The 13,469-nt window shown below is 68.1% G+C and carries 11 protein-coding genes; 8 read left to right on the forward strand and 3 right to left on the reverse strand.

Going from position 1 to position 13,469, the window contains the following annotated elements; translation table 11 throughout:
- The 3 genes from GV792_RS24645 to GV792_RS24655 all read right to left on the reverse strand — a co-directional run.
- A partial coding sequence (locus GV792_RS24645; RefSeq protein WP_163826882.1) for a hypothetical protein occupies positions 1-959 on the reverse strand: 959 nt, incomplete at its 3' end.
- A complete protein-coding gene (locus GV792_RS24650) occupies positions 956-1,330 on the reverse strand; it encodes a hypothetical protein (protein WP_163826884.1) in 375 nt (124 codons plus the stop codon). The genes GV792_RS24645 and GV792_RS24650, both read right to left, overlap by 4 nt.
- 69 nt (positions 1,331-1,399) lie before the next feature.
- Complete coding sequence (locus tag GV792_RS24655) at positions 1,400-2,104, reverse strand: ESX secretion-associated protein EspG (protein ID WP_163826886.1); 705 nt, start codon at positions 2,102-2,104, stop codon at positions 1,400-1,402.
- A 245-nt stretch (positions 2,105-2,349) separates the two neighbouring features.
- Here GV792_RS24655 and GV792_RS24660 point away from each other — a divergent pair, with 245 nt between their 5' ends.
- The 8 genes from GV792_RS24660 to GV792_RS24695 are packed head-to-tail and all read left to right on the forward strand — an operon-like array spanning position 2,350 to position 13,449.
- Positions 2,350-5,088: a phosphoenolpyruvate synthase gene (locus GV792_RS24660; protein ID WP_309138627.1), complete on the forward strand. Its 2,739-nt coding sequence runs from the start codon at positions 2,350-2,352 to the stop codon at positions 5,086-5,088.
- Positions 5,081-8,590: an AMP-binding protein gene (locus GV792_RS24665; RefSeq protein WP_163826890.1), complete on the forward strand. Its 3,510-nt coding sequence runs from the start codon at positions 5,081-5,083 to the stop codon at positions 8,588-8,590. Before GV792_RS24660 ends, GV792_RS24665 begins: the two co-directional genes overlap by 8 nt.
- On the forward strand, positions 8,587-8,847 hold the full coding sequence (locus GV792_RS24670; RefSeq protein ID WP_163826892.1) for an acyl carrier protein: 261 nt from the start codon (positions 8,587-8,589) through the stop codon (positions 8,845-8,847). The genes GV792_RS24665 and GV792_RS24670 overlap by 4 nt, the downstream gene beginning before the upstream one ends.
- A complete protein-coding gene (locus tag GV792_RS24675) occupies positions 8,844-9,935 on the forward strand; it encodes an SDR family oxidoreductase (protein ID WP_163826895.1) in 1,092 nt (363 codons plus the stop codon). Before GV792_RS24670 ends, GV792_RS24675 begins: the two co-directional genes overlap by 4 nt.
- Positions 9,932-10,852, forward strand: a complete 921-nt coding sequence (locus tag GV792_RS24680) for a nucleoside-diphosphate kinase (protein ID WP_163826898.1) — start codon at positions 9,932-9,934, stop codon at positions 10,850-10,852. The genes GV792_RS24675 and GV792_RS24680 overlap by 4 nt, the downstream gene beginning before the upstream one ends.
- Positions 10,849-11,850 carry a ScbA/BarX family gamma-butyrolactone biosynthesis protein gene (locus GV792_RS24685; protein WP_163826900.1) on the forward strand — a complete coding sequence of 334 codons (1,002 nt, stop codon included), beginning with the start codon at positions 10,849-10,851 and terminating at the stop codon, positions 11,848-11,850. Before GV792_RS24680 ends, GV792_RS24685 begins: the two co-directional genes overlap by 4 nt.
- A complete protein-coding gene (locus tag GV792_RS24690; RefSeq protein WP_163826902.1) occupies positions 11,850-12,479 on the forward strand; it encodes a nitroreductase family protein in 630 nt (209 codons plus the stop codon). The genes GV792_RS24685 and GV792_RS24690 overlap by 1 nt, the downstream gene beginning before the upstream one ends.
- A 46-nt stretch (positions 12,480-12,525) precedes the next feature.
- Entirely contained in the window at positions 12,526-13,449 is a 924-nt protein-coding gene (locus GV792_RS24695; RefSeq protein ID WP_163826904.1) for a hypothetical protein, read from the forward strand.
- Positions 13,450-13,469 lie beyond the last annotated feature (20 nt).

The following is a 13,469-nucleotide window of genomic DNA, read 5'->3' on the forward strand; positions in this document are numbered from 1 at the left end:
GGGCTCGGCCGGCTCCGGTGTGGACGGCTCGGTCGCGGTGCTCGCCTGCTGCTCGGCCGGGGCCTCGGCGGCGGTTGGGCCGGTGGAGGGACTGGAAGCGGTGGTTCGGACGGTGTGGGAACGGGCAACGGAGGCGCGATCGGCGGGGGTGCGGCCGGTGGCGGCACGGGTTGGGACGGCGCCTGCTGTGTGGGCGGAGCGGGCGCCGTCCCGCCCTGCGGGCGCTCAGTGGAGGGAGGGGTGTTCAGGCTAGGTGGCTGCGGGGACTGGGTGCCGGTTTCCGGTGACGTGGACCGGGGTGCGGTGGCACCCGGATCATCCTGGTCCGGTGCGGGATTCGACGGAGCGGAACCGTTCGGGGGCGCGGCCGGGTCCCCGCGCAACGGCTGTGGCGGAGTTGCCGGTGCCGCCGGGACCCCTGGCGCTCCCGGCGGCGCGGGCAATGCGGGCACCCCGGACCCCGCCAGCCCATAAGCCGGCTTGTAGATCATGTTCATTGCCAGCACGGCTTCCTGACGCAACGCTTCCTGGGCCATCTGCGCATCGATGACGTTGGCGGCTTCCAGCAGCTTGGCGATGGCGCCGATGGGACCCGATCCACCGGGCGGCACGACAGCGAGCTTGACCGCCTCCGCCGCCGCGGCGACCCCGCCGATCCTGGCGCCGACCTGGCCGAGGACCCCGGCCAGGTCGTCCACCGACGCGGCGAAACTGCGGGCGCTGGCGTGGGCGGCATCGGCGGCGGCACCTTCCCAGTCCATCGAATCCATCACTCGATCCACGCTGTCGCGGGTGAGCGGGAACGACGTCGACAGGCCTGCCGCGGCTTCCAGCCAGGCGGCAGAGGTCTGCAGGATCGCGGCCGCGTCGATCTCCTGGGTTTTCGCGTAGATCTCCTCGTGCCGCATCGACTCGAAGTGTTCCATGGCGCTGATGTATTCGGGGTCGGTGCCGCTCATCGGGGCAGCCTCGACTCGATCGCACGGATCGCTGCGGCGTTGGCGGCGTCGGCTTCTTCGTAGAGTCCGCCGCTGATCAGGAACGCCTCTTTCATCCGGTAGGCGGCCTCGATGTAGTGATCGAGCAGCGCCGCAGCGTCGCGGGCCTTGTGACCGAATCCGGCCTGCAGTTGCTGTGCCGAGACGAGTCCGCCGAATCCGCGCGGCTCGGCCACCGATTCCAGCCGTTGTTGCAGGTGTAGCAGGCGATCGACCTGATGGTCGTAGAGTTCGGCGCAGCGCCGCGCCGCGGCCGGATCGAACTTGACTGTGCCCGCGTGCGCCGCTTGCCGAAAACGGGCGATTTCGGTTCGGCTGGTCTCGATCGTCATCGCTGTCCCCTCCGTCGGTCCGATTCAGAGTAGTCGCAATCGAGGTCACCGGTCAGGGGGTCATGGGCATCAGGAAGGCACCCGCTTCTGCAGTTGCGCGGCCAGCTGTTCAGTGCCCGCGGGCACGATATGCACGGTGTCACCGGCTTTGATCAAGTAGCGGCCGTCGCCCTCGACATCGATCCAGGTGTAGTGGACCGGTGCGGGTGGAGTGGGGCGGTCCAAGCGTGGCTCGATCCGGATATGTCCTTCGGCGGTGTGTGGTTTCAGCAGTAGCCGCCGGATAGGCAGCGCCGCGCGCTGGGTGGCGATGACGACCTCGTCGTCGCGGATCGCGTCTGCCGCCGCTGCCCGTGCGGGCTCGCGCCCGGCGGGGGTCTTGGGCAGCAGCGCGGCGATCCGTGCACCGAGTTTGGCACTGTGCCCGATCGATATCCGCACCTGCCCACCGAAGTCCGGTGTGCGGCCGGGTTCCTGGACGGCGAGCACCGCGCGATCGAAGACCGCGGTGGCCAGCAGACGGATTTCGCTGCCCGCGGTGTGTCCGCCGCCGATAGCGACGATTCGGGTATGCGGTGCGGCGAGAATGCGCAGGCAGGCCGACAGATCCGGGTCGGTGCCCAGCGGCAGCCGGGTGGCAAGCTCGGCGCGCAGCGTCTCGGCCTCGTGTTCGGTGCGCGGTGTCTCCAGGATGCGCAGCGGATACGGGTGACGGTCCTGGTCGGTTTCGCGCCAGATATGGGCGAACTCGTCCGGAGTGAACGTCCAACTCACGACCCGATCACATCCTCACCGCACCCACCGACGCTGCCCGACAGCTTAGTAGGCGCGACATAAGAGGGTGCGATCGAAGTCGGACAGCTCGACACTGCGGGGGCACCCGAGGATTGTGAGCTAACACCATGGTCAATTCTCGGATATACAGACAATGCTCGGATTAACTCGGTCGCGGGCCCCGCGATCACGGAGGGCCGAGAAATATGAGCTGCCCGGCACTGCCGGCAGCGTTGGGAGGAAGCGTGCAGCTGCTCGGACCGTGGACCGACTCGGGGGCCGTCACGGCCTTGGCAGGCGGTAAGGCCCGCGGATTGCACACCCTGCACAACAGCGGTTTCGCGGTGCCGGAGTGGACGGTGCTCGGCACCGATGTCTTCGACGCATTCGTTGCCGGTGCGGGCTTGGGCAAGCATATCGAGGCGTTCGCCGCCGCCGACACGCCCGAGACGGCATCGGCTGCCGGCGCGGCGTTGCGGACAGCGATCGATTCCGCGGCCCTGCCCGCCGATGTCGCCGAGCTGATCGCCGACGGTTATCGCCGTCTCGGCGGGGCGTCGATCGCGGTGCGATCCTCGGTTGCGGCCGAGGACGGGCCTGCGCATTCGTATGCAGGTCAGTTCGATTCGTTCCTCAATGTCAACGGCGAGGACGCCGTGGCCGACCGGGTGCGTGCCTGCTGGGCATCGGCGTTCTCGCAGCGGTCGATCGACTACGCGTTCGCGCACGATCAGCCGCGGGTCGCGGCCGTCGCGGTGGTGTTGCAGCGGCTGGTACCCGCGCGGATCAGCGGGGTGATGTTCACCGCCAACCCGGTGAGCGGGTCGGTCGATGAGCTGGTGATCAGCGCCGTATACGGCTTGGGTGAGGGTTTGGTGTCGGGTGCCGTCGACGCCGATTCGGTGGTCGTTGACCGCTCCGGCGTGGTACTGGACACCGTCATAGGCGACAAGGACCGGGCGTTCCTGCCCGACGACGTCCAGGGCTCGACAACGAGCGACGTCGACGCAGCGCGCCGCGCACGCCTGGCCTTGACCGAATCGGAGATCGCCGCCCTCGCCGAGCTCGGCCGCAAACTCGAGGCCGCGCTCGGCGCACCGCAGGACATCGAATGGGCCATCGACGATGACGGCATCTGGTTTCTGCAGGCTCGTCCCATCACCACCGCACTGGCGGCGGTGGCCGCGGACCGGGCGATCGCGGACGCCTCGCTGATCCGCGGCGCCGGTGAAGACGTTCCCGACGGGCAGACCCGGATCTGGGACAACTCGAACATCATCGAAAGCTTCAGCGGTATCACCTCACCGCTGACCTACACCACCGCCGCCGATATCTACGGCCGGGTCTATCGCGGCTACGCCGAATCGCTGAAGGTACCGGCCGAGCAATTGCGCCAGACCGACGAATGGACACCGGTCCTGCTCGGCTACTTTCACGGCCGCGTGTACTACAACCTGCTGCACTGGTACCGGATGGTCGGTATCGCGCCGGGCTATCCGCTCAATCGCAAGGTCCTCGAGGCCGCCCTCGGTGTGGACGAGCCACTCGCCGACGAGATCGCGAAAACGCTGCGGCCCTACACCTTCCGCACCAGCGCCGCCCGCGTCCGGTCCAGGACCGTCACCACCGTCACGTATCTGCGCAGACTGTTCGGTATCGACGACATGGTCGAGCAATTCTTCACCGAGTTCTACCGTGTCTACGACGAGTACGAGGCCATCGATTACACGACCCTGACCGGTGAGCAGGCCTACGCGGCCTACCGCAGGGTTGATCGCGATCTGGTCCAGCGCTGGGGGCCGCTCATGGTGCTCGACGCGATCCTGCTCACCTGCACCGGCGCGATGTTCCTGCTCACCAAGCTCTTCCTGCCGAAGGCACCCGAATGGTTCCTGTACGCGGTCGTCGGGCCGGGCGCCGACGTCGAATCGGCGGAACCGGCACGAGCCCTGACGGCGATGGCCGAGACCGTGCACGCCGACCCGGAACTGACCGCCCTCATCAATTCGACCGAGCCGCAACAGATCTACCGGAAGCTGCACGGCTCCGACGCCTACGCGGGGTTCCGCGCCGAAGTCGAGGCCTATATCGACCGCTACGGCTACCGCAGCCTGGACGAACTGAAACTGGAAACGCCCGATCTGCGCGAGGATCCGGCGAGTCTCTTCGTCATGCTGCGCAGCGCCCTCGGCCGGGTCGGTCAGGCCGGGCAGCAGCCCGATCGCGGCGCCGAGGCTGACTCCTACCTCGACGCACGTCTGAACGGATTCCGCAGGCGGATCTATGAACGGTTGCGCGCCAAAGTATCTCGATGCGCAGCGCATCGGGAACGGTTGCGGTTCTGCCGGACAAGGGCGTTCGGCATGGTGAAGCGGATGATCCGGGTGATGGGCCGGGATCTCGCCGCACGCGGGATCATCGACGAGTTCTCCGACGTGTTCTACCTGACCGTCGACGAGCTGCGCGGAAGCTACGAAGGCGCTGACACGGCCGACCTGCGTGATCTGGTCACCGCGCGAAAGGTGCAGCGCGCCAAAGATGCCGAGCTCGTAGCTCCGGCGCGGTTCACCACCATCGGATCCACGTTCGGCCGACAGGAGCTGGCTTCCCAGGGCTGGGTTCCGGTGACCGACACTCCGCCCGCGACGACGGGTACCGTCCTGGCAGGCACGCCGTCGGCCTCCGGTGTAGTCGAGGGCGCAGCGGTTGTGGTGGACGAGCCCCGTGACGTCGCCGGTGGCATCCTGATCGCCTACCGCACCGACCCCGGCTGGGTGGCGGCGCTGCCGTCCGCGTCGGCGCTGGTGATAGAGCGGGGCAGCCCGCTCACCCACGTCGCAATCGTGGCACGTGAACTCGGCGTGCCGACGGTCGTTCAAGTCAAAGACATCACCAAGCGAATACGGACGGGCATGCATATACGGGTGGACGGAACCAACGGGACGGTGACGGTGCTGTCCGGAGGAGCATCGGACGATGAGTGAGGCCGAATACGTTGCGACGGTTCGCCAGTGGCTCGTCTCCCCGGATGCGGACACCGGTATCCATTTCGCCGACGAGGCCGACGGCTGGGACTACCGCAGCTACGCCGAACTGGCGGACCTCACCTGGTCCATCGCGGAGCTGATGCGCGAGCACGGTATGGGCAGCGGTGACGGCGCCTGCGTCGTCATGCCGACCGGATTCCCGTGCACGGCCGCGTTCTACGCGGTGTGGGCGTGCGGCGGTGTGTTCACGCCGGTCGCGCCGCCGATGTTCGGTGATATCGACCAGTACATCAGCCATGTGGCCGCGATCCTGGAGCAGGCACAGCCACGTGTCGTTGTGACCTCGGTCGAGTTCGAACAGCTCGCGCGCCGTGCCGTGGTGGAAGCCGGCCGCACCGACGAACCGGTCGTCATCGACCCGGCGACGTTGCCGCCCGCACCTGCGGAACGGGTGTTCGGCGCGCCGGACCCCTGTGCGCTGCTGCAATTCACCTCCGGTTCCACCGGCACCCCGCGCGGAGTGCGGGTCAGCTGGCGCAACCTGGCCAACAACATCGCCATGATTTCGCAGCTCATCGACTGGCATCCCGGTGAGGCGATGGTGTCGTGGTTGCCGCTGTACCACGACATGGGCCTGGTCGGGGCGTTCTTGACCACCGTCACCAACCAGGGCGAGCTGTACCTGATGCGGCCGGACCAGTTCGTCCGTGACCCGATCCGGTGGTTGCGGGCGATGACCCGGGCCCAGCATTCGCCGTCGCCGTCGTTCGCGCTCGGCTACGTGGCGCACAGGGTGCGGCCGGAGGACATCGCCGACCTGGATCTGTCCGGCTGGCGCACCCTCGCCGTCGGTTCGGAGCCGGTGGAGGTCGCCGATCTTCAGTCCTTCGCCGAACTCACCGGACCCCGCGGGTTTTCGATGAACGCCTACACACTGGCCTACGGGCTGGCAGAGGCGACACTGATGGTGACGTCGTCGGCGCGCCGCCGCCCGGTGACGGCGCTGCGGGTGGACAACGCCGCCCTGCGATTCGGCCTGCCGGTTTCGGTGCTCGCCGAAGAACCGCTCGATGACACCCACCGGGTGGACGGGGCGGGCTGGATCACCGGCCTCGGCTATTCGACGCCCGAATCGACGGTGCGGGTGGTCGACGAGGAGGGCAACGACCTGCCCGACGGAACACTCGGTGAGATGGCGGTGGTCGGAGATTCGGTCGCGCTCGGCTACTCCGGCCCGCCGAGCCCGGGATCGTCCACCCGGATCGAGAACGGCGTGCTCTGCACCGGCGACGCCGGATTCCTGCATCGCGGCGAGGTTTTCGTCCTCGGCCGGATGGGTTCGAGCCTGAAGGTGCGCGGCCGTTCGGTGTTCATGGAGGACATCGAATCGCGGGTCGCGCAGGAGGCCGGGATCACGAAGGGCAAACTGGCCGCGGTGGCGATCACCGAAGCGGGATCGCAAGGGATCGCGCTGTTCGCCGAATCCGCACCCGGGGGGTGGATCACCGAGGCGCGCAAGATCATTCGCGGCGAACTCGGTCCCGCGCAGACGGTCACCGTCGTCACCGGTCCACGCGGGCTGATCCGGCGCACGTCCAGCGGCAAACCACGGCGTCGTCACATGTGGCAGCTGTTCGCCGACGGTGCTCTGGAAGGCGCGGTGGTGCACGAGGCGGATGGCACGGCGTCGGCGGGTACCGCCGATAACGTCGCCGCTACTCCGGTCGAGGCCGAAACGCCCACGCCGACCCTGCCCGCCGACCGCACCCGCGAACTCCTCGACGCCGCCTTGGCGCAGGTATCCATCCCGGCCGATTCGGCGGTGCTGTTCGAGGGCTCACTGGCCGAGGGTTTCGGTAACGAGGGCTCCGACGTCGATTTCCTGGTTGTCGCACCGGGGTCCGAACAGATGCCGACCCTGCCGACGGTGCTGTTCATCGACGGCCGCCGGGTCGAGGTCCGCACCCGCTCCCATGCCCAGCTGCGGCAGCAACTGGAGGCCGTGGTCGCGGCCGCAGATGTCACCACCCTCGACGAAGATCTGCTCAACCGCTGCCAGCGGTTCCTGCGCGCCACCCTCGTACGCCCCGGCGCCCCGGATATCGCCGAACTGCGCGCGCTGCTGCCGCACACCACCTTCGCCGCACGGCTCGCCGACTGGTGGGCCGCTCGTGCCCGTCAGGCACTGCGCTATGCGGTGGCGTTGCGCACCCTCGGCGCTGACACCGAAGCCCGTGACTGGGCCGAGGACGGTCTGCGTCAGGCGATGAAGTCCTGGGCGGCAGGCGTGAACGAGACATATCTCGAAACCAAATGGTTGCCACAGCAGTTGACCCGCATCGGCACCGACGACCGGATCACCCGGTTCCAGGACCTGCTCGCACCCGTCGGCCGACCGGCGATCGCCTGCGCGACCGGGGAGCCCGCCGGTGCAGAGGTCGGATCGGCACGGCCGCAGGGCATCCTCGGCGCGGCGGCAAAACGCGCACTCGAGCAGCGTGTGTGCTGGGATCAGGTCCTCGAACTGGCCGCCGATCTCGGCGTCACCGATGTCACCGACGACGCGGATCAGATCCTGTTCGCGCGCGTCCCCGGGGTCACCACCTGGAAGATCGGCGAGCGCATCCACGTCATCCGCGGCGATGAGGACGTCTTCGTCCTGTCCGAACGCGGCGGCCGCGCCTGGCGGTCGGTGGTGTTCCGGCATTCCCTCGCCGCGGTCCTTGGCCGCGCGAGCACCGATATTCGCGCCGAGCTCGCCGAGTTCCTGCGCCTCGGCGTGGTCGGATTGCAGTGGCGCGGTGGTGAATCCATCGAACCAGCGCTGGCGATGTGTAAACCGTTGCGGCCCTACACGCCGGTGCCGTCGTGGGCGGCGCCAGCGCTGGGAGTGACCGGTGCGGTGAGCACCGAGCCGGTTGCGACGCTGTCACCGCTGCCCGCGCCGCGGTTCACCGAATGCGCGATGAACCTGGTGTGGTCGAACATCGTGCTGGAGAACGCCCGCGAAGATCTGGCGGGTGCGGTGAAGAACGCGCAGGGCGGCGTCGCCGATATCGCCGCACACCGGATGATCGCCATGGCGGTACGGGTGCTGTTGTCGGCGTTCGGTATCCACCCGTTGCCCGCTGATGTGGCGCCGGTCGAGACGGTGCGGCGGCTGCTGCCGCCGCACGCAGGGCGTCGTGGTGAGCTGATGGATGCGTTGGAATCCGCGCAGGCGGTGCAGTTCTCGGCGGCACTCGCCGCCGGCGCCGATGCGATGGCCGGGTTCGCCACGATCGACGATTTCGTGGTCCTGGTGCGCGCGGTCGCCGGTGGTGCCGACTTCCCCGCCTCCTTCGATTCGCGTGAACAATGGCGGCGCACCCTCGCGATCGGCTACGACTGGTTACGCATCGCCGGCTACCTCGATACCGATCTGCCCCTTGACGAGGCCCGTGACCTGCTGACCACCGGTGGTCAGCAACCCCATCTACGCGAAAGCGAGCCGTCATGACCGCCACCGACACCGCCGTCGCCGACCGGGTGCGCGCCCTCATCCGTGCCATGGCGCCGGACCAGGACGCCGCCATGGCCGATGACCAGCGGCTCATGGAGGACATGGGTTTCGATTCGCTGCGGCTGATGGAACTGACCGTCGTGCTCGAGCGCGCCTTCGAGCTGCCACGGTATCGACCCGAAGAACTGGCCGGTGTTCGCCGCGTCGGTGAGGTCATCGCCCTGATCAGTGGCAGTTTGGACAGCCGATCATGAGTGACCGCGATACCGCCCTCGTCACCGGCGCGACCGGTTTGGTCGGCGCCGAAGTGGTGGCCAGGCTGGCTGCGGCCGGCCGTCCCATCGCCGCGATACTGCACCGCAACGGTGAGGTCATCCGCAACGACGGCACCCCGCTCGAACCGGGAACGTCGGTCGCCGGGGATATCCGGGCCGCCGGATTCGGTCTCGCCGACCGCGACGCCGAGGACTTGGCCGAGCGGGTCGGCGTGATCGTGCACTGCGCGGCCACCACCGCCTTCGACGCGACCGATACCGACTACGAGCAGCTCAATATCGCGGGTACGGCCAATGCGATCGAGCTCGCGTTGCGCTGGCAGGTGCCGCTGGTGCATGTCAGTACCGCCTACGTGTGCGGGATGCGTGGCGGCACGATTCGGGAGGACGAACTCGAGGCCGGGCACGGGTTCGGCAACGGCTATGAGGACAGCAAGTTCCGCGCCGAACAGCTGGTGCACGCGGCCACTGAGCGCGGCCTGCAGTGGGCGATCGTGCGACCTGGCATCGTCACCGGTGCGAGCGATACCGGCGTCATCCGCGAGTACAAGAACCTCTACACCGTGGTGAAACTGATGGTGGAGGGCAAGCTGCGGTCACTGCCGGGCCGCTACGACGCGACGCTGTCGCTGGCGCCGGTGGACCATGTGGCCGACGTGGTCGCCGCGGCCGTCCTCGACTTCGATTCGGCGTCCGGGCGCACCCTGCACGCGCTCGGCCGCGACACCTTGTCTTTGCGCGAGGTTTCCGACGTGCTGGCCGAGTACCCATCGTTCGAGGTGGCGACCTTCGTACCGGAGACGAGCTTCGCCGAATCCGATCTCGCGCCGATCGAACGCGAGTACTACCGGCGCATCGGCTCGCTCTACACCAGCTACTTCCGGCGCAGGCTGGTCTTCGACACCGAGAACGCCGATGTGCTGCTGGGTCGTCGGTCACCGGCCACCGGTAAGGAGTACCTGCGCATTTTGCTCGACTACTGTCTGGAATCCGGCTATCTCGGGGTCCCGCTGCCCTCGATCGAGGATGTGCTGGCCGGCAACGGTTTCGGTGGGGTGGGTGGATGAGCGAGCAACTGCGCGAGCTGCTGAGCGCACTGACCACCCAGCCGGAGAAGGTGCGCGCCTACCTGGGTGACACCTATGTGCAAGAAAGTGTCGATCAGCTCGACCGGGCCGGAGTGGATGCGGCGAAGTTCGCCAGGGAGCACTCCCTGCTGTTGCTCAAACCCGATGCCATTGTGGCACGTTCGGTGAAGCCGACGCTGGCGTGGCTGTCCGACAACGGATTCCGGGTCGTCGATGCCGACCGCGTGCCCGCCGACCGGCTGCTGGCCCGTGCGCTCTGGTACTACTCCTGGAACATCGCTTCGACCGAGCGGCGGCGACTGGCCGATCTGCTGGTCGGCATCTGCGATGTGCTGGTGCTCGTTGTCGCCGCGGAGGACGCCGAGCTGCCCGTCCCGGTCCGGCTGACCGACGCCAAGGGCCCGACCGACCCGCGCAAACGGCAGCCGGGCGAACTGCGGCACCTGCTCGGGCGGCACAGCTACCTGCTGAATCTGGTGCACTCGCCCGACGACCCCGCCGACGTATTGCGTGAGCTGTCGATCCTGTTCGACGAAACTCGCCGCGCCGAGGTGCTCACCCACGCGGCCGCAGGCGTGGACCGATCCACCGAGGCCGCCGAACTGGCCGCAGACCTCTACGCGAGTACCCCCGCCCGTGACTTCGGCCGGGCCGAGGCCGCCCGCAGGTTGGCCGACGAACTGGAGCGCGCGAACGTCGCTCTCCCCAGCGGATTCGACCCCGAGTCCGATACCGACTGCGCACGGTTGCTGGCTACGGCATGGGATCGGGGCGTCGAGCTCGACCCGTGGTCGGTGATCGTGCTCGGGTCCTATGTACTACCCATGCGGGTGGGGACGCAACCACAAACGTTGCGCCCGGTGTCCGCATCCGACTGGTTGGAGGGCCGGCCGTGAGCGTCGAGACAGTGAACGCCGACAACACCGCATCGCATGTTCGCACCATCTCCCGAGAGCTTGCGCACCGCTGCGCGGTCTCCGAGGTGTTCGTCACCTCGCTCGACACTGTCGGTGAGGACCAATTCGTCGCCGGTGCGCAGCTACCGCGCATGCACTCCTACTACGGCGACCACGCGGGCACCCTCGCCCTTCGCCACGATCCGCTGGTGGTGATGGAAGCCGCGCGACAGGCGGCGATCGCACTGACCCACGAGTTCTATGCCGTCCCCACCGACCGGGCGTTCCTGGTACGCACGTTCAACGGCACCGGCTCCGATACCGCGGCGTGGGATGTCGGGTTCGCCCCCGCCGATCTGGTGATGGCCGTGCGGGTTCCACGCAAACACCACGACGGGACCGATATGCACGGCGTCGATATGGTGCTCGACATCTCCTGCGGCGGCGTGCCGATGATGACGGTCGACGGGTCGTTCTCCTGGACCACCGGCGGGCGCTGGGACCGGATGCGCAGCGCATTCCGCGACAGCCTCGGTCTGGGGCCGTTCGTCGGTGCGTCCGCGCTGACCGAGCGCGCCGAAGCCGCCGAGGTGGGCCGGGAGAACTGGCGTAATGTCGTGGTCGGTCCGGTGCGCAGCGACGGCGACACCGCCTGCGCCACGCTGGTGCCCGATATCGGCCACCCGATCCTGTTCGATCATCCGCTCGACCATGTGCCCGGCAGTCTGCTGATCGAGGCGTGCAGACAGACCGCACTGGCCATGGTGCTCACGCAAGCGCCCCGGCTCATGGGGGTGTCGAGCACCTTCGACCGCTTCGTCGAACTCGACAGTCCCGCGGAATGCCGGGCCGAGGTCATCGCCCGCACCGGCGACCGCACGGTGGTGCGCTGCGAGATCCACCAGGCAGGCGCCGTCGCGGCACGCGTGGACGCCGAATTCGCCGAGGACGTCGTCGTCGCCGAATCGGATACCTCGATCGATAGGTCCGGTCTGTGATGGGTGGTGCCGAACTGCTCACCACCACACGTGCTTTCCGGCGCAGGCTGGACCTGACCCGCCCGGTCGAGCGCCGAGACCTGCTGGAGTGCCTCGATATCGCGGTACACGCGCCGAGCGGGACGAACCGTCAGCCGTGGCGGTTCCTCGTCGTCCAGGACGAAGCGACCAAACAGCAGATCGCCGAGTACTACCGCAAGGGGTTCGCTGCCTACCTGTCCGCGCGCACTCCACGCCCGGATCAGCTCGGCGACCTCGCCTCCGGGCAATACCTGGCCGCCCATCTACACGAGGTGCCCGCACTGGTGGTGGTGTGCTCGCTCGGCCGTCCGCCGGCCGAGGCTTCATCGTTGCTGTTGGCCAGCTTCTTCGGGTCGATCTATCCGGCCGTGTGGAATTTTCAGCTGGCACTGCACGATCGGGGCCTCGGCTCCTGCTTGACCACTGCGCACCTGGCCTATGAACGCGAGATCGCCGAGCTGCTCGACATTCCGTTCGACGAGGTGACCCAGGTGGCGATGCTGCCGGTCGCGCATCTGCTGCCCGGCGATGCGAGCCCCGGCCGGCGGGCGCCGGCGGCCGAGGTGACCATGTGGGACCGCTGGAGTCGGAGTGAGTCAGGTGCCTGAGGGCGGGAGCGTGCGTGACCGGACAGCACCTTCCCAGGCGGAGGCCATGACCTCGCCGGCGGGCCCGATCGGCACGGTGGTCCGTATCGCGCGCTTCACCGCCGTGATGTACAAACCGCACTATCTGCTCTATGGCGTGCTGTGGGTATTGGCGCTGGAAGGCACTGCCGCGCTGGTCACCCAACCGGATTCGAGCTGGCATCCCACCTGGGCGACGGCGCTGCGGATCGTGGTGGTCGCGTTCGTGCTGCTGTATCTGCGGATGGTCGACGAGCAGAAGGACCTCGACTACGACCGGGTGCACAACCCGGATCGGCCGCTGGTGACGGGCGCGGTCACCGCACTGGATCTGCGTGCCGCGATGGCTGTCATCGCGGTCGGTGCGATCGCGGCGAGCCTGCTGCTGTCGGTCGGTTCGGCTGTCGCCATCGCCGCGGTGCTCGTTTATGGTCTCGGGCTGTGGGGGCTGGAGCAGCTCTCCGAACCGATCCGCACCAGTATTCTGCTGAATCTGCTGGTGACCTATCCGGTGCAGTTGCTGGTCACCGCCTATGTCGTGGTGTCTGCCACCGACACCGGCGAGGTCGAATCCGGTTGGCAGGCGGCGGCTGCCGCGGTCATCTTCGCCGGTGCCTTCCTGCAGTTCGAATTCGCGCGTAAGACCTCGCGGACACCGCGGCCGGGGGAGATGTACTACTCCAACACACTCGGCACGGTCGGATCGGTGGGCGCGGCGCTCGGCTGCGCGATCGTCGCTGTCGCTGCCGATCTGGTGCTGGTCCGCCCCTGGGAGCACGACGGCGCACGCGCGGTGATCAGCTGGATTCCGCTGGTGCTGCTGGTGATTCCGTTTCTCGGCGGCGGGCGTTTCCTGCGCTCGCAGGACGAGGACTATCCGGTGATACCGGCGGTGCTGTTCATCCTCACGCTCTACCTGGCGCTCATCGGCCAGGCAGTCGTGCCGGGCTGAGCAGGATCGACCGGCCGATG

Source organism: Nocardia cyriacigeorgica, assembly GCF_010868145.1.
Taxonomy (GTDB): Bacteria; Actinomycetota; Actinomycetes; order Mycobacteriales; family Mycobacteriaceae; genus Nocardia; species Nocardia cyriacigeorgica_D.

Coding starts and splice junctions, on each gene's coding strand:
- GV792_RS24670 (WP_163826892.1), top strand. CDS start 8,587: ATGACCGCCACCGACACCGCCGTCGCCGACCGGGTGCGCGCCCTCATC.
- GV792_RS24690 (WP_163826902.1), top strand. CDS start 11,850: ATGGGTGGTGCCGAACTGCTCACCACCACACGTGCTTTCCGGCGCAGG.
- GV792_RS24695 (WP_163826904.1), top strand. CDS start 12,526: ATGACCTCGCCGGCGGGCCCGATCGGCACGGTGGTCCGTATCGCGCGC.
- GV792_RS24665 (WP_163826890.1), top strand. CDS start 5,081: ATGAGTGAGGCCGAATACGTTGCGACGGTTCGCCAGTGGCTCGTCTCC.
- GV792_RS24680 (WP_163826898.1), top strand. CDS start 9,932: ATGAGCGAGCAACTGCGCGAGCTGCTGAGCGCACTGACCACCCAGCCG.
- GV792_RS24675 (WP_163826895.1), top strand. CDS start 8,844: ATGAGTGACCGCGATACCGCCCTCGTCACCGGCGCGACCGGTTTGGTC.
- GV792_RS24650 (WP_163826884.1), bottom strand. CDS start 1,330: ATGACGATCGAGACCAGCCGAACCGAAATCGCCCGTTTTCGGCAAGCG.